Here is a 15,233-nt window from a genome sequence, read left to right as displayed (position 1 = left end):
GACAGAAGGTCAGGTCGCCGCGCATGGAAGCGTTCGTAGATATCGACGGCGTCACGCTCAAATACCGTGGCGCCTCGGGTGACATTGTCGCGCTTCAGGATGCGACGCTCAAAGTCCAGCGCGGCGAATTCGCCGCGGTGGTCGGCCCCTCTGGCTGCGGCAAGTCCACCTTGATGCGGCTCGTCACCGGCCTGCACAAGCCAACGGCTGGCACCATCGCCATCGACGGTAAACAAGTGACGGGACCGGTGAAGATGGCCGGCATGGCGTTCCAGAACGCCAATATGCTGCCGTGGCGCAAGGTCATCGACAACGTCCTGCTGCCGCTGGAAATTGTAGAACCGCATCGCTCGCAGTTCCGATCGAAGAAGGCCGAATTCCGCGCCAAGGCCGAGCAGTTGCTGGCCACGGTCGGTCTCGCCGGCTTCGGTGACCGCTATCCCTGGGAATTGTCCGGCGGCATGCAACAGCGCGTCTCCCTGTGCCGGTCGTTGATCCACGAGCCAGCGCTGCTGATGCTCGACGAGCCCTTCGCCGCCCTTGACGCGTTCACACGCGAGGAACTGTGGTGCGTGCTGCGCGATCTCTGGCAGCGCTTGGGCTTCACCGTGATTCTGGTGACGCATGATCTGCGCGAAGCGGCGTTCCTTGCTGATAATATCTACGTCATGAGCGCGCGCCCCGGCCACATCGTCCAGATCAAGCCGGTAGATTTCCCGCGTCCGCGCGATCTGCAGGTGACCTATGAAAAGGAGTTCGGCGACATCGTGATGGAGCTGCGCATGAAGATCGCCGAGGTGCGCCAGTCATGAACCCGAGGACACTCGAAAAGCTCTCGCCCTGGCTCTTCACCATTGCCATCTTCCTAGTCTGGGAGCTGGCCTGCATCGTCTTCAAGGTCAACACGTCGGTGTTGCAGCCGCCATCGGCCGCCTTCGCGGCGATGTTCAAACTCTGGCGGGTGTTTCTCTATCACTCCTGGGTCACGCTCTGGGTGACCATGGTCGGATTTGCCCTGGCCGTCGGCTTCGGCATCATTCTCGGCCTCGTGGTGGGGTGGTCGCGGGCGATCTATCGCGGGCTCTATCCCGTGATGATCGGCTTCAACACGATCCCGAAGGTCGCCATTGTGCCGCTGCTGATCCTGTGGTTCGGCATCGGCGAAGTGCCGGCGATCGTCACCGCCTTCCTGATTTCGTTCTTTCCGATCGTGGTCAATATCGCCACCGGTCTGGCGACAACCGAGCCGGAACTCGAGGATGTGTTGCGGGCACTCGGCGCCGGCAAGCTCGACATCATGCTCAAGGTCGGCATTCCGCGTGCGCTGCCATATTTCTTCGGCTCGCTGAAGATCGCCATCACGCTGGCTTTCGTCGGCACGGTGGTATCGGAGACGCTCGGCGCCAATGCCGGGCTCGGCTACCTGATTGCGCTGGAGGGTGCCAGCTTCCGCATGGCGAATGTCTACGCCGCCTTGCTGCTGCTCGCCTTCGAAGGCGTGCTCATGTACGCGGTGTTCGCGGGGATCGAGCAGCATTTCACCAAATGGGCCTTCCGGTCGCAAATGAGCGCGGCCGGCTAACGCCACAGGACCTCCTCCCGCCCACGGCGGGTTCCCGCCCGCGGAGCGGTTGGTGAGATACCGCCCTTGCGCTAGACTGCAGGGAGTCGGGCAGGTGCTGTGAAGACCGAACACCAAAATTCGTTGAGAACGCTGCAATGGATGATGGCTGCATCGCTGGCCCTTCCGCTTGCACTGTTTCTGTTTGCGGCGGCGACGTCGTGGGTGTCGACGCGCGAGATCGCCGATCGCGAGATCGAGCGCGCGCTCGATGTGGCGCACGAACACGCTTTGAAGGTGTTCGAGACGATCGACCGCAGCCTGTCCGAAATGAACGAGATCGTACGCGGCAAATCCGACGACGAGCTGCGTGCGCAATCGGACCAGATGGCGGGCCGGCTGAAGCAGCTCACCGATGCGCTGCCGCAGTTGAAGTCGGTCTGGGTGTTCGACAATAAAGGCCGCGCGCTGGTCAACAGTCTGGATCTGACGCTGCCGGATCTCGATTTCTCGGATCGCGATTATTACAGGGTCCATATCGCAGGTGATGCCGGCACGTTCATCGGTCAATCGCTGTTACCGCGACCGCCCTATCAGGGCGCTCCGTTCTTTGGCGTGAGTCGCAGGCGGGTCTCGACCGATGGCAGCTTCACCGGCGTAGTGCAGGCCTCTGTCTTTCCGGAATATTTCGATCGTTTCTATGCGCGCATCGGCCACGATGCCGGGAGCTTCTTTGCGCTTGGTCTCACCGATGGTTCGATCCTGGCACGATATCCGCAGCTCGACCGTGAGGTGCGCCTCGATCCTAAGGGGCCCGTGGGCCGCACATTGTCGGCCCATCCCGCCGGAGGATTGGTCACGCTTGTCTCGCCCGGCGACAATGTCGAGCGCCGCATCGGTTATCAGAGGCTCGCCGGCTATCCGGTCTATGTCGCGGCAGGTCTTGAAACTTCAGCGATCCGTGCGCGCTGGCTGCGCACCATCAGCTATCATCTGATCTTCGGTGTTCCTGCGACGGCGTTGCTGTTCCTGTTGCTGGCATTCGCGATCCGCCGTACCCGCCGGCTTAATTTCGAAGCGATGAAACGGCGTGAGGCCGAAGAAGCGCTGAAACATGGCCAGCGGCTGGAAGCGCTCGGGCAGTTGACCGGCGGCGTCGCGCATGACTTCAACAATCTGCTCACAGTGATCCGTTCGTCAGTCGACTTGCTGCAACGGCCCGATCTCTCGCCGGATCGTCGTGCCCGCTACATTGCAGCGATCTCCGAAACCGTGAATCGCGCCGCCAAGCTGACGGCGCAATTGCTGGCCTTTGCGCGGCGCCAGACGCTGAAGCCTGAAGTATTCGATGTCGGCCAATGCGTGCATTCGGTGAGCGAGATTATCGGCACGCTGACGGGGGCGCCCATCGAGATTATGACCCATGTGCCTGATGAGGCGTTGTTCGTGGATGCGGATATCGGTCAGTTCGAAACCGCGTTGATCAACATCGCGGTTAACGCGCGCGATGCCATGGCGGGCGAGGGGCGGCTGACGATCGCTGTCAGCGCGGCAGAGCAAATCCCTGTTGCGCTCGCCCTGAGGTCTGACGGCTATGTGGCGATCTCAGTATCCGACACCGGCGCCGGTATTCCTGCCGATCAGTTCGAGCACATCTTCGAGCCATTCTATACGACCAAGGAAGTCGGGCAGGGCACTGGCCTCGGACTTTCGCAGGTGTTTGGCTTTGCCAAACAATCCGGCGGTGAGGTCATGGTCGCCAGCGAAGTCGGCAAGGGCAGCACTTTCACGCTCTATCTGCCGCGCGTCCCCGGCGACAGCATCGCGCCGGCGCTGTCGGCGAGCGAAGCGCCCGTCGTCGATGGCCACGGCATGTCGGTGCTGGTGGTGGAGGACAATCGCGACGTCGGGACTTTTGCGACCGATGCGCTGAGCGAGCTTGGCTACACCACCGTGCTGCGGCCGAACGCTCAGGAAGCGCTCGCCGAACTCGCCCGCCACGCCACGCACTATGACGTCGTCTTCTCGGACGTGGTGATGCCGGGAATGACAGGCATCGAACTGGCGCAGGAGATTCGAAAACTCTATCCGGATCTGCCGGTGGTGCTGACCTCCGGCTACAGTCACGTGCTGGCGCAGAACGGCACCTTCGGGTTCGAGCTGCTGCATAAGCCCTATTCGATCGAGCAATTGTCGCGCGTGCTCAGCAAGGCCGGCACCTGGCGCAAGGCCCAGCGCGAGGCTGTTTGAGCCGTCTGGGAACTCCAAGGAACCTTTTGATTTCCTTGGCGTTATCGCGCCATGAGCAAACATTCCGTTAACGAATCCAAGCCTGCACCCGCATCCGACGCGTCCGATGTGAAGGGGCCGATTGTCGGGGTCGTTGGCGAGGACGGCAAGCATATCGAGCCGCCGCCGCCTGAAGTGGTCGAACCCGATCCGGACCTGACGCCGGAAGAGGCCGAGCAGGCGCGCAAGGATTATCTGCTGACGCGGTTCTGGATCAGTGCGCGCGGCTTCTGGGGCAAGTCGGGTGACAGACTCGCCTGGGTGTTCTCGATTGGCCTCTTGTTGATGATCGTCGCCAATGTGGCGTTTCAATACGGCATCAATGTCTGGAACCGCGCGATCTTCGACGCCATCGAGAAACGCGATGCGGCCAGCGTGTTTCATCTCACCGGCGTGTTCTTTCCGCTCGCCATCGGCAGCGTGTTGCTGGGCGTCGCGCAGGTCTATGGCCGTATGGGCATCCAGCGTCGCTGGCGCGCATGGCTGACCAATTCTGTGGTGTCGCGCTGGCTCACCAACGGTCGCTACTATCAGCTCAATCTTGTCGGTGGCGATCACCAGAATCCCGAATATCGAATCGCCGAGGATCTGCGCATCGCGACCGACTCGCCGGTCGACTTCGTCTCCGGCGTCATTGCCGCGTTTCTCTCCGCCACCACCTTCATCGTTGTGTTGTGGACGATCGGCGGTGCGCTGACGCTGACGGTCGGCGGCAGCGTCATCACCATTCCCGGCTTCCTCGTCATTGCCGCGATCATCTATGCCGCCATCGCATCCGGTTCGATCATGGTGATCGGCCGCCGTTTCGTTCAGATCTCCGAAGACAAGAACCAGGCCGAGGCCGAGTATCGTTATGCGCTCACCCGCGTGCGCGAGAACGGCGAGAGTATCGCGCTGCTCGGCGGCGAAGAGGAAGAGCGCGACGGGATCGACAAGACCTTCGGCAATGTCCTCAGGCAATGGGCGCGTCTCGCCGGACAGCATATGCGTACCACGTTGGTGTCGCAGGGCTCGAGCCTGATCGCGCCCGTCGTGCCGCTGCTGCTGTGCGCGCCGAAATTTCTTGACGGCAGCATGTCGCTCGGTCAGGTGATGCAGGCGGCGTCTGCGTTTACCATCGTGCAAAGCGCATTCGGCTGGCTGGTCGACAACTATCCGCGCCTTGCCGACTGGAACGCCTGCGCGCGCCGCATCGCCTCACTGATGATGTCGCTGGATGGCCTCGAACGCGCCGAGCTTGGTGACGGTATCGGCCGTATCAAGCGCGGCGAAACGACGGATGAGACGATGCTGAGCCTGCATGATCTCTCCGTGACGCTCGACGACGGCACTGCCGTCGTCGGCGACGCCGAAGTGAAGATCGAGCCTGGTGAACGTCTGCTTGTCGCGGGCGAGTCCGGCACCGGCAAAAGCACGCTGGTGCGTGCCATTGCGGGCCTGTGGCCATGGGGTGGTGGCAGCGTCAATTTCCATCCGGACCGGCGGCTCTTCATGCTGCCGCAGAAGCCCTATGTGCCGTCAGGCACCTTGCGCCGCGCAGCCGCCTATCCCGCGGCGTCGGAGGACTGGACCGTCGAGCAGATCGGCGAGGCCCTCGACAAGGTCGGGCTCGGTCATCTCAAGGAGAAGATCGAGGAGGATGCGCCGTGGGACCAGACGCTGTCCGGCGGCGAGAAGCAGCGTCTCGCTTTCGCGCGGCTGTTTTTGCACCGCCCTGATATCATTGTGCTGGACGAAGCGACCTCGGCGCTGGACGCGAAGAGCCAGGACAAGATGATGGAGCTGCTCACCAAGGAGCTGCCCAACGCCACGGTGGTATCTGTCGCGCATCGAGTCGAGCTTGAAGCCTTCCACAGCCGCAAGATCGTGCTGGAGCGCCGCAAGGGCGGCGCCAAGCTGGTCAGCGACATCGATCTCATCCCGCGTAAGGGTAAGCGCCGTCTGCTCGGCCGCTTCCTGCGCCATCGCAAGCCGGCCAGGAGCGCGGCGTGACACCATGCGCTATGAGGCGCTTGCTGCGTGTTTCGACTTAGAAGAAGTTGATCTTCAGCGCCGGCGACAGGAAGATCGCGATATTGGCGAAGAGCCCGCCGGCATAGGCGGCTGAGCGCAGCGACGATTTATCCGCGATGTACAGCAGCGCGTGCGCAATCCGAAACGCGAGATAGAGGGCGGCCAGCACGCTCACCGTCGTCGTTGATGCGCCAAAGTTCAGCGCTGCGACGACCGAAACGGCGTAGAACGGGAAGCTCTCGAAGGCATTCTGATGCGCGGCATAGGCGCGGCGCTTGGCGCCTGAAAGGTTCTCGGCGCTGTCGCGTGGTGCGCTGTTATCGCGCGATCCCGCTTTGGCATAACTAATAATAATCAGCGGCAGCAGTGCAGCAATCAAAATGCTCCAATAGGCGAACGGCATCGAATCCCCCAGATGAAATAGTATGGCCAAACTGCGTCTTGATGAGCGGTTCCTGTTCCGCTGTCAAACTCGCCTTCATCTGGCCCGTTGTCGCGGAACATCGCATCGATCGCGCCGTTGTCAGTTCAACCCCAAAGGAGACAGATGATGGCCAATGACAATACCCGCGATATCGAGCGTGCCTGGGAATTGATGAAGAAGATCGGCTTTGCCATGCTGGTGACGCATGATGGCGACAAGCTGCGAGCGCGCCCGATGGCTGCCTATGTGGATCGCGAAGCCGATGCGGTCTACTTCCTCAGCGATGCGCGCAGACACAAGGATGATGAGATCAAGCGCAATCCGAACGTGAATCTCTCTTTCGCAGATGCGAGCGATCAGAAGTATGTGTCGGTGAGCGGCACGGCTGCCGTCTCGAACGATCGCGCCAAGATCAAGGAGCTGTTCACCACCTCCGCAAAGGCGTGGTGGGACAGCGCAGAAGATCCGAATATTCGCGTGCTGAAGTTCACGCCTGACGATGCCGAGTTCTGGGACTCGCCGGGCACTGTGATCAGCTATGTGAAGATGGCCGCTGCGGCTGTGACTGGTACGCGTCCGGACATCGGCACCAACCGTAAGGTCGCAATCTAGATGCCTAAAGACGATTCACCCGGCATCGATCCCGTCGAGGATCCGCCGATCAAGCCCGGTCAACCCTCCGAACCGCCGCAGGAGAGCCCGCCGGGCAATCCGCGGCCCGAGGTACCGCCGCCGGTGCGCGACCCCGGTGAGCCGTCGCGACCCGAAGAGCTACCTGGAGATGTGCCTGATGAGATGCCGGTGCCAAATCCTGATATCAATCCGGGTCAACGGCCGCCTGCAGTGATGTAGCGAACTACAGATCGATGGCCTGAACGCGCAATGAACAAAGCGCGTTTGGGCCATTGTCGTGTCGAAAATAAAAACGAATTTGCATTTGCCTGTCGCCACATTCCGGCCCAATGCATATCAGTTGATCAATGTGCCGATTTGTTCGGCCGACAAAAATCAGTTTGTCGAAGATCCTTATCCGGGGGCCCAAGGTCTATCATGACAAAACTTCGTCTCGTATTGCTGGCCACGACGACGCTCGGCGTTGCGCATATCGCAGCGACCGCTGCTTATGCGTCGAGTGTCGATGCGCCGATCGTGCTCGCGCAGGCCGCACCTGCTGCGCCTGAAGGTGAGCCCAAGGCTCCCCCGAAGGCACCACCCAAGGCTCCGCCAGCTGCTGCGCCTCCCGCCGCTGCGCCGCCGGCCGCACGCCCTGCGCCGCCACCGCCGCCACCGGCTCCCCCTGCTGCGCGTCCCGCGCCTCCGGCACCTCCTGCTGCGCCGCCGCCTGCGGCTGCACCTCCGCGCCCGGCACCGCCGCCACCCCCGCCACCTGCGGCCGCTCCGCCGCCGCGCCCAACCCCGCCGCCGGCTCCCGTCGCGCCTCCGGCCCCGCGTGCCGCACCTCCTGCGCCCACCGTTGCGCCTGTAGCTCCGTCGGCGCCAACGCCGCCCGCTGCGCGTCCCGAACGTCGCGAGCCCGGCGAAGGACGTCCTGAGCGCCGTGAACCCGGTGCAACGCCGCCGGCTGGTGCACGTCCTGCGCCTGCAACGCCACCAGCCGCGGCGCCGGCGACAGCGCCTGCAGCAACTCCGCCTGCCGCGCGGCAGACACCTGCTGCTGCGCCGCCACCGGCTCCAACACCGGCGACGCCACCAGCGGCTGCGACTCCCCCTGCGGCAACGCCTCCTGCTGCAGCACCGGCGCCGTCGGCAGCTCCGGCTGCGCCTGGCACACCGCCTGCTGCGGGTGCGCCTCCGTCTGGTCGCCCCGGTGGCCCTGATGGGCGTGGTCCTGACGGACGAGGTTCGGATGGCCGCCGTGGTCCTCCTGGTGGTCCGGGCGCAGGCGCGCCCGGTGCACCCGGCACGCCGCCCAACGCTGCTGCGCCCGGTGTCGCGCCGAACGCTACGGCACCCGCCGCTGCGCCGCCCACGAGCACTGCTGCACCTCTCGTGGTCGCCCCCGGTGGCGGCAACATCAAGGTCGTGCAGCCACCTGCACCAACGGTGACGGCACCGATCCCTCAGGCGCCGCCGCCGGCAGTAGCGCTGACGCCGATCGCACCGGGCGCTGCCCCTCAAGGGCCGCGCAACATGGGCGATTTCCGCGGCCAGCGCAGCGAGCGCCAGGAAGGCGGTCGCACGATCATCACCGAGCCCGGACGCATCATCGTGCAGGATCCGAGCGGTCAATCGTTCATCCGCCACAACGAAGTCGATCGCTTCCGCTACGGCGCGCGTGACATCCGTACGGATCGGGTCGGCGGCGAGGACCGGACCATCGTGATCCGTCCCGATGGTTCGCAGATCATCACGGTGGTCGGCCGCGACGGCCAGCTGCTGCGACGTATCCGCAGGGATCGTGAGGGACGCGAGATCATCATCATCGATAACTCGTTCCGCGGTCCGCGTGGCCCCGGCGGTCCGGGTGGTCTCGGCTTCTATGTCGATCTGCCGCCGCCGATGATCCGGATTCCGCAGAACCGTTACATTGTCGACTACGATCAGGCCTCGCCCGATCTGGTCTACGATACGCTGATCGCGCCGCCGGTGGATCGCATCGAGCGCCGCTATACGCTCGATGAAATCCGCTACAGCCCGATGGTGCGCCAGCGCATGCCGTCGATCGATCTGGACTCGATCAACTTCGAGCTAGGCTCGTGGGATATCCCGCCGGATCAGGCCTCGAAGCTGCAGGTGATCGCAGATGGTCTCAACCGGGCGATCTCGCGCAACCCGCGCGCGGTGTTCCTCATCGAGGGTCACACCGATGCGGTTGGCTCCGATGTCGACAATCTGTCGCTGTCGGATCGCCGCGCGCAGTCGGCGGCTGAATTGCTCACCCAGCAATTCCAGGTGCCGGCAGAAAACCTGACGTCGCAGGGTTATGGCGAGCAGTATCTAAAGATCCAGACCGACGGTCCGGAGCGCCAGAACCGCCGCGTCACGATCCGCAACATCACGCCGCTGCTCAATGGTGGTCAGGCTTCGCTGCCCCCGCCGCCTCCGGGCACGGCACCGCCGCGTCGCTGAGCGGATTGATATGAAAGAAAATGGCCGGGAGCGATCCCGGCCATTTTTGTTTTCGTTGATTGTTGAGGCGCTGTCGTTGCGGTCTCCCTCCCCCAAGCGGCGAAGCCGCGCAGCGGGGAGGGGCGGCCGATAGGCCGGGGTGGGGTATCTCCCACGGAAGGACGGAGTGTGTGGCAACACCCCATCCGTCACGATGCTCGCTGAACGCTCGCAGTTGTGCCACCCTCCCCCTAGCGTGGCTACGCCACGCTAGGGGGAGGGATAAGCGGAGCTCCGCTACTACTTCGCCGCCAGTCCCAACGCATCCACCATCACGCGAAACACGTCCGTATTGTCCATCGAGCCCTTCACACGGTCGCTGCCGGGGCCGATGGCGGTGAGGATTACGTCCTCGCCGGAATGCACGCTGGCGCCCATCATTGCCGGCAGGTTGCCGAGCCGCAGCATGCTGCCGGGCGCATTCTTGTATTTCTCATTGGCCTTGAAAGTGCCGGGCTCATCGCCCTTCTCGGTCGGATCGTTGGGGTTGTCGAGCTTCGGCCGCAGCGTCTCGTAGTGATCGGGAAGGCTCGCCGACATGATCGCAAGGCGCCGGCTGACATCGACGCGCGATGGATAGCCTTCGGCATCCGGCGGGGGATAGTTCGGGAAGCCGGCCTTCTCATAGACGCCAAGCCGTTCGCGCAGCGGCAGGTTTGACTCCTTGCTCATATCGTCATTGACGGTGCCGACGAGACTGTTGGGATGGCTGTGGTCGGAGACGACAAGGATCAGCGTATCGTCGCCGCGCTTGGCGGCCCAGTCGCGCGCCAGCTTCACGGCATTGTCGAGCATGATGACGTCATAGACGGCGCGGTCCATGTCGAGCAGATGGGCGTATTTGTCGATCAGGCCGGACTCGACCATCAGGAAGAAGCCGTTGTCGTTGCGCGACAGGATCTTGAGCGCGCCATGCACCTGCTCGGTCAAATCAGGCTGCTGCGGAAATTTCTTCACGCCGCCGCCGCCGAGAAACTTGCGATCCAGCACGCCGTCCATATTGCCAGGCGTGAAAAGTCCAAGCAGTTTGCGCGTCTCCGGCTTCTTGGCGAGGCCGTTCAATTCGGGCGCCGTGGTCGCAACCGAATAACCGGCCTCGCGGAAGCGCGCGACATAGTCGACGTCATCCTTGCGCTTCGATGTCGCGGCCGCCTGCGGCAGGAAATTCGCAGCGCCGCCGCCCATCAACACGTCCGGCCTGGCCGCAAGGAACTGCGCAACGATCTCGTCATAGGCCGCGCGGCGGCGGGTATGCGCGATCATCGCGGCGGGCGTCGCGTCCTCGACCTCGGTATTGGTGACAATGCCGATCGCCAGATCGAGCTTGCGCTTCGCGAGGCTGGTGATGGTTTCGACCTGCGGATCGTCGAACACATTCGCCGTGCGATCCGCATAGACGCCCATCGCATTGGTCGCGGTCTTATGGCCGGTGGCATAGGCGCTGGCCGAATTTGCGGAATCGGTGATGATGGAGTCGGAGCCCGCCGTTGCTACCATTGCCATATGCGGCATGTCGTCCATGGCGAGCTTGCCGCGGCTCTTGCCTTCGGAAATGCCCTTCGACAGCAAGCGTGCGCCGACGCGATGCGACAGCGACATGCCGTCGCCGATAAACAGGATCACGTTCTTCGCCTTGCGCGGGCCAGTGTCGTAGACGTTCCACGTCACCGCGCGGCTGCGCATGCCGTCGCTGACTTCGATCTTGTAAGTCCCGGCTTTATCGAGCGTCACATCGCGCAGCAGCAGGGCGGACTGATCCTTGCCGTCTTCCTTCGCGATGTAATCAGCGGATTTGCCGAACGCTGCGGTCTGATCGGCGCCGTTGATCGTCACCTTGATGTCGGCGGCCTGAACGAGTTCGGGAAACTCGACCTTAAAGTCGAATTTCGCGCCCGCGAGGATATCAGCGCGGTCGAGCGGATAGATCGTCTGTGCTGGCAGCGATGCGCTCGTCAGCAACAGCATTCCAGCGGCCACAATAAAGGTTCTCGTCATGATGGATATTCCCCCTGAGGCGCCCGGCTTAGGGCGCGGGCCTGCATTACGACAGTTGGATGACTGGCAGGTGACGTGCGGCTGTGCCAACGGAACGGAGGCCAAAATGCTAGGTCTCATAGCTCCCGGAGCTCTCCAGATAACTGCAGAGCATATCTGCCAAGCCATCCGCGAAAGCTGCAATCTCCGCGACGGATCGGGGGCGCATGGAAAAGTCCTTTCCTACTCCGCTTAAAGTCGAGGTGATGACATCGACGACGAGCGATCGCTTTTCCTCAGTTGCCGTTGAAAGGGCGTGGGCGATAAAGGCCGTGAATGTACGCCGTCCAGCCGCTTTCGCCTTGCGGGTCTCTGGGGCGTCCCGGTAGAGCGGCGCGGCGCCATCGAGCGCGTGGCGAATAGCGGCTTCGTCGCATTCTGATTTGATGAAGGCATGGACCAGTTTGCGGAGACGCGCAGATGGCGAGGCGCCTTCATCTTCCAGGATCTGGCGGAGCATGTCGTTGGTGTCTCGCCACTCGTCGCTCTGCAAGCGAAACAGGATCGATGCCTTGTTCGGGAAGTATTGATACAGCGATCCAACGCTGACGCCGGCCTTCTCCGCGACGCGCGCGGTGGTGAAGCGGTGAAATCCCTCTTTCGCCAAAACCTGAATAGCAGCTTCGAGAATAGCGCTGACCAGCTCTTCGGAGCGGGCCTGTTGTGGCTGTTTTCTCGAATGAATCGAAGGGCTTGTCCGACGTGCCATTTGCGGCCTCCGCAATGCGATTAGCGAATGCGAATAAATATTCGTATTTGCAGAGGGGCGCAATCAAGCGTCGTTTTCGCAGGAATTATCATGACCACACTTACGACGGACCCCGTCGCCCCCCTTCTCAAACGTCTGTTCGCAGAAGCGGATGCCGCACGGTCCCGCACGAGCCAGGCCGTCGCCGACCTGCCTGACGACGATCGGCAGCGGATGATGCAGAGCAAGACCGACTATGTCGATCTGTACAGCCGGTTCAGGGACGTCCCGCTCGCCGTGTCACGTGCGACCGGTGCGCTGCTTTACATGCTGGCGCGATCTACGTGTGCTCGATCAATCGTCGAATTCGGCACATCGTTCGGGATCTCGACGCTGCATATGGCGGCGGCGCTTAACGACAACGGCGGAGGCCGCCTGATCACGAGTGAATTCGAACCCTCGAAGATCGTCATCGCGCGGCAGAATCTCGCCGAAGGCGGCCTGATCGATCTCGTTGAATTCCGTGAAGGCGATGCGTTGCAGACGCTGCGTACCGATCTGCCCGATACGATTGATCTGCTGCTGCTCGATGGCGCCAAGGCGCTCTATCCGGACGTGCTTGCGATCGTCGAAAGCCGCCTCAAGCCCGGTGCTTTCGTCATTGCGGACAATGCGGATTACAGCCCCGACTATCTCGCTTATGTCCGCAATCCCGCGAACGGTTACCTGTCGGTCCCGTTCGGAGATGATGTCGAGCTGTCGATGCGGATGTAGCGGTGAAGGTGCCAGACCTAGACGCGAGAGTAGGATGGGTTTTGCTTACGCTCAACCCATCCTACGCGTCACAACGCCACGGTCGTCAGTTCTTGTCGTTGTCCAGCTTCGGAATGTTCGAGCCTTCGCCGGCGCTTAACAGACCCGTCTTCGCATACAGATCCAGCTTGGCGCGGGTATCGGTGATGTCGAGATTGCGCATGGTGAGCTGGCCGATCCGGTCTGCCGGCGTGAACGGCGCATCCTCGACCTTCTCCATGCTGAGCCGCTCCGGCGCGTAGGTCAGGTTGGGGCTCTCGGTGTTCAGGATCGAGTAGTCATTGCCGCGGCGCAGTTCGAGCGTTACTTCGCCAGTGATGGCGCGGGCCACCCAGCGTTGCGCCGTCTCGCGCAGCATCAGGGCCTGGGAATCGAACCAGCGTCCCTGATAGAGCAGCCGACCGAGCTTCATTCCGCTCATGCGATATTGCTCGATGGTGTCTTCGTTGTGGATGCCGGTGACGAGACGCTCATAGGCGAGGTGGAGCAGCGCCATACCGGGCGCCTCGTAGATGCCGCGGCTCTTAGCCTCAATGATGCGGTTCTCGATCTGGTCGCTCATGCCGAGGCCATGGCGGCCGCCGATGACATTGGCCTCGAGGAACAGCGCAACAGGATCGGTGAAGGTCTGGCCGTTCAGCGCAACGGGCTGGCCGTCGACGAACCGCACCACGACCTTCTCGGCCTTGACGACGCAGTCGTCGCGCCAGAACGGCACGCCCATGATCGGGTTGACGATGGTGATGCCGCTATCGAGCTGTTCGAGATCCTTGGCCTCATGGGTGGCGCCGAGCAGATTGCTGTCGGTCGAATACGCCTTCTCGGCGCTCATCTTGTAGGCGAAGCCGTGGGCCGTCATGAAGGCGGACATTTCGGCGCGGCCGCCCAGTTCGTCGATGAATTGATCGTCGAGCCAGGGCTTGTAGATCTTGAGGTCCGGATTGGTCAGCAGTCCGTAACGGTAGAACCGTTCGATATCGTTGCCCTTATAGGTGGAGCCGTCGCCCCAGATATTGACGCCGTCTTCCTTCATGGCCGAGACCAGCATCGTGCCGGTGACGGCGCGCCCAAGCGGCGTAGTGTTGAAATAGGTGATGCCGCCGGTCGAGACGTGGAACGCGCCCGATTGAATGGCGGCGATGCCTTCGTGAACCAGCTGGGTGCGGCAATCCACGAGGCGCGCCTTCTCGGCGCCAAACTCCATCGCCTTGCGCGGAATCTCGTCGTAATCGGCCTCGTCAGGCTGGCCGAGATTGGCGGTATAGGCGAAGACCTTGGCGCCCTTCTGCTTCATCCAGAGCAGCGCGGCTGAGGTGTCCAGCCCGCCGGAGAAAGCGATGCCGACGTTTTTTCCTTGGGGCAGGCTCTTCAAGATCGTGGTCATCGAACGTCCAATCGGGGCAGTTTCGGGTACATAGGGGCGCTATCAACGTCCCGTGAAAGATTACCCGTTTAACGGCGGTTGACGGGAATCGCGTCCGGCACGGGACCGATGTCGCGACCGCGCAATTTCTGCCGCCAGCGATAGCCCGGCCAAGCAAAGCGCGTCAACGCGGCATCGATCTCCTCGTCGGTCTTCCGGGTCGAGGGCCAGCGGTAAATCCATCCGTGAATCAACCAGATGACCAGGAATGAGACGAGGCCGGCGATGGTCACGTCGGTAAAGAAATGGCCGCCGAAGGCCATCCGCCAGCCCGAGGTGGCGATGCCGAACACCGTCGCTGCCGCATAGGCGTAGGGCTGCACCGACGGCGGCGCGAGTGCGGCGGGGGCGTAGGTCCAGAACGCCGTGGCGCCTTCGCCGGAGAAGAACGAGCAGTTGCGCCCGCACTGGCCGGTCGGATCCCACCAGGCCTTGAACTGCCAGGGGCCGTTGAATTCGGAGACCATCACCGGCCGCGGTCGGCCCCAGAAGGTCTTGAAGGTCAGATTGGTCAGGACCCCGGCCGACATCAGCATGGTGAGGATCAGGAAGGCGACGGTGCGGCCCTTCACCAGCAGCGGCCGGTTCGGCCAGATCAGCTTCACGATCAGCGCGAGGATTGAGGGGGCGACGAAAGCCCATGCGATCCACATCGCCGCATCGCGGGCGAACTGCGCATAGGGCAGCGACGTCGTGGGGAAGCGTCTGGTCTCGGGATCGTAGAACAGCGCCGCGAGCTTGAGGTCGAGTTCGGGCCAGACTCCGAAGACAATGGCAATGGCGGCAAACAGCCCAAGCGCGATGAGGAGTCCGGTCCGGTTCATGGCGGGCGGTTTAACCGAGGCAGGAGTTGAAGGAA

Annotated in this window: 13 protein-coding genes; 8 read left to right on the top strand and 5 right to left on the bottom strand. The window is 62.7% G+C overall.

The genetic code is table 11. The features are described 5' to 3' along the window. Nucleotides 1–23 precede the first annotated feature (23 nt). From AB8A38_RS18525 to AB8A38_RS18510, 4 genes are all read left to right on the top strand, one after another. Nucleotides 24–812: an ABC transporter ATP-binding protein gene (locus tag AB8A38_RS18525; protein WP_439086993.1), complete on the top strand. Its 789-nt coding sequence runs from the start codon at nt 24–26 to the stop codon at nt 810–812. After that, complete coding sequence (locus AB8A38_RS18520; protein WP_093757930.1) at nt 809–1,582, top strand: ABC transporter permease; 774 nt, start codon at nt 809–811, stop codon at nt 1,580–1,582. The genes AB8A38_RS18525 and AB8A38_RS18520 overlap by 4 nt, the downstream gene beginning before the upstream one ends. Nucleotides 1,583–1,681: 99 nt before the next feature. Then, on the top strand, nt 1,682–3,811 hold the full coding sequence (locus AB8A38_RS18515; protein ID WP_439086992.1) for an ATP-binding protein: 2,130 nt from the start codon (nt 1,682–1,684) through the stop codon (nt 3,809–3,811). Between the two features lie 51 nt (nt 3,812–3,862). After that, nucleotides 3,863–5,842: an ABC transporter ATP-binding protein/permease gene (locus AB8A38_RS18510; protein ID WP_439086991.1), complete on the top strand. Its 1,980-nt coding sequence runs from the start codon at nt 3,863–3,865 to the stop codon at nt 5,840–5,842. 37 nt (nt 5,843–5,879) lie between these two features. On the opposite strand, the gene AB8A38_RS18505 is transcribed toward AB8A38_RS18510, so the two are convergent. Then, nucleotides 5,880–6,266 carry an MAPEG family protein gene (locus tag AB8A38_RS18505; RefSeq protein ID WP_439086990.1) on the bottom strand — a complete coding sequence of 129 codons (387 nt, stop codon included), beginning with the start codon at nt 6,264–6,266 and terminating at the stop codon, nt 5,880–5,882. Nucleotides 6,267–6,413: 147 nt separating this feature from the next. Here AB8A38_RS18505 and AB8A38_RS18500 point away from each other — a divergent pair, with 147 nt between their 5' ends. The 3 genes from AB8A38_RS18500 to AB8A38_RS18490 all read left to right on the top strand — a co-directional run bounded on the left by AB8A38_RS18500 (nt 6,414) and on the right by AB8A38_RS18490 (nt 9,377). Then, the gene (locus tag AB8A38_RS18500) at nt 6,414–6,899 is read left to right on the top strand and encodes a pyridoxamine 5'-phosphate oxidase family protein (protein WP_089266897.1); all 486 of its coding nucleotides are present in this window, start codon (nt 6,414–6,416) and stop codon (nt 6,897–6,899) included. After that, on the top strand, nt 6,900–7,139 hold the full coding sequence (locus AB8A38_RS18495; RefSeq protein WP_068737881.1) for a hypothetical protein: 240 nt from the start codon (nt 6,900–6,902) through the stop codon (nt 7,137–7,139). A gap of 198 nt (nt 7,140–7,337) precedes the next feature. Next, nucleotides 7,338–9,377 carry an OmpA family protein gene (locus AB8A38_RS18490; RefSeq protein ID WP_439086989.1) on the top strand — a complete coding sequence of 680 codons (2,040 nt, stop codon included), beginning with the start codon at nt 7,338–7,340 and terminating at the stop codon, nt 9,375–9,377. 279 nt (nt 9,378–9,656) lie between these two features. On the opposite strand, the gene AB8A38_RS18485 is transcribed toward AB8A38_RS18490, so the two are convergent. Together AB8A38_RS18485 and AB8A38_RS18480 are read right to left on the bottom strand one after the other, a co-directional pair. Then, on the bottom strand, nt 9,657–11,411 hold the full coding sequence (locus AB8A38_RS18485) for an alkaline phosphatase (RefSeq protein ID WP_439086988.1): 1,755 nt from the start codon (nt 11,409–11,411) through the stop codon (nt 9,657–9,659). A gap of 109 nt (nt 11,412–11,520) precedes the next feature. Continuing rightward, complete coding sequence (locus tag AB8A38_RS18480; protein WP_439086987.1) at nt 11,521–12,159, bottom strand: TetR family transcriptional regulator; 639 nt, start codon at nt 12,157–12,159, stop codon at nt 11,521–11,523. 90 nt (nt 12,160–12,249) lie between these two features. On the opposite strand from AB8A38_RS18480, the gene AB8A38_RS18475 reads away from it, so the two are divergent. Continuing rightward, nucleotides 12,250–12,912: an O-methyltransferase gene (locus tag AB8A38_RS18475; protein WP_439086986.1), complete on the top strand. Its 663-nt coding sequence runs from the start codon at nt 12,250–12,252 to the stop codon at nt 12,910–12,912. 85 nt (nt 12,913–12,997) lie between these two features. Here AB8A38_RS18475 and argG read toward each other — a convergent pair whose 3' ends face one another. Both argG and AB8A38_RS18465 read right to left on the bottom strand, forming a co-directional pair. Next, nucleotides 12,998–14,335, bottom strand: a complete 1,338-nt coding sequence (gene argG / locus AB8A38_RS18470) for an argininosuccinate synthase (RefSeq protein WP_439086985.1) — start codon at nt 14,333–14,335, stop codon at nt 12,998–13,000. A gap of 68 nt (nt 14,336–14,403) precedes the next feature. Beyond that, nucleotides 14,404–15,198, bottom strand: coding sequence for a phosphatase PAP2 family protein (locus AB8A38_RS18465; RefSeq protein WP_439086984.1), 795 nt, complete (start codon nt 15,196–15,198; stop codon nt 14,404–14,406). Nucleotides 15,199–15,233: the final 35 nt, after the last annotated feature.

The organism is Tardiphaga sp. 839_C3_N1_4, assembly GCF_051811045.1.
Classification (GTDB): domain Bacteria; phylum Pseudomonadota; class Alphaproteobacteria; order Rhizobiales; family Xanthobacteraceae; genus Tardiphaga.
This window is presented reverse-complemented; position numbering and strand designations above follow the sequence as displayed.

Bases quoted from the DNA above. Each gene is read 5' to 3' on its own strand.
- AB8A38_RS18525 (WP_439086993.1), top strand. From the start codon at position 24: ATGGAAGCGTTCGTAGATATCGACGGCGTCACGCTCAAATACCGTGGC.
- AB8A38_RS18520 (WP_093757930.1), top strand. From the start codon at position 809: ATGAACCCGAGGACACTCGAAAAGCTCTCGCCCTGGCTCTTCACCATT.
- AB8A38_RS18510 (WP_439086991.1), top strand. From the start codon at position 3,863: ATGAGCAAACATTCCGTTAACGAATCCAAGCCTGCACCCGCATCCGAC.
- AB8A38_RS18505 (WP_439086990.1), bottom strand. From the start codon at position 6,266: ATGCCGTTCGCCTATTGGAGCATTTTGATTGCTGCACTGCTGCCGCTG.
- AB8A38_RS18500 (WP_089266897.1), top strand. From the start codon at position 6,414: ATGGCCAATGACAATACCCGCGATATCGAGCGTGCCTGGGAATTGATG.
- AB8A38_RS18495 (WP_068737881.1), top strand. From the start codon at position 6,900: ATGCCTAAAGACGATTCACCCGGCATCGATCCCGTCGAGGATCCGCCG.
- AB8A38_RS18490 (WP_439086989.1), top strand. From the start codon at position 7,338: ATGACAAAACTTCGTCTCGTATTGCTGGCCACGACGACGCTCGGCGTT.
- AB8A38_RS18485 (WP_439086988.1), bottom strand. From the start codon at position 11,411: ATGACGAGAACCTTTATTGTGGCCGCTGGAATGCTGTTGCTGACGAGC.
- AB8A38_RS18480 (WP_439086987.1), bottom strand. From the start codon at position 12,159: ATGGCACGTCGGACAAGCCCTTCGATTCATTCGAGAAAACAGCCACAA.
- AB8A38_RS18475 (WP_439086986.1), top strand. From the start codon at position 12,250: ATGACCACACTTACGACGGACCCCGTCGCCCCCCTTCTCAAACGTCTG.
- argG (WP_439086985.1), bottom strand. From the start codon at position 14,335: ATGACCACGATCTTGAAGAGCCTGCCCCAAGGAAAAAACGTCGGCATC.
- AB8A38_RS18465 (WP_439086984.1), bottom strand. From the start codon at position 15,198: ATGAACCGGACCGGACTCCTCATCGCGCTTGGGCTGTTTGCCGCCATT.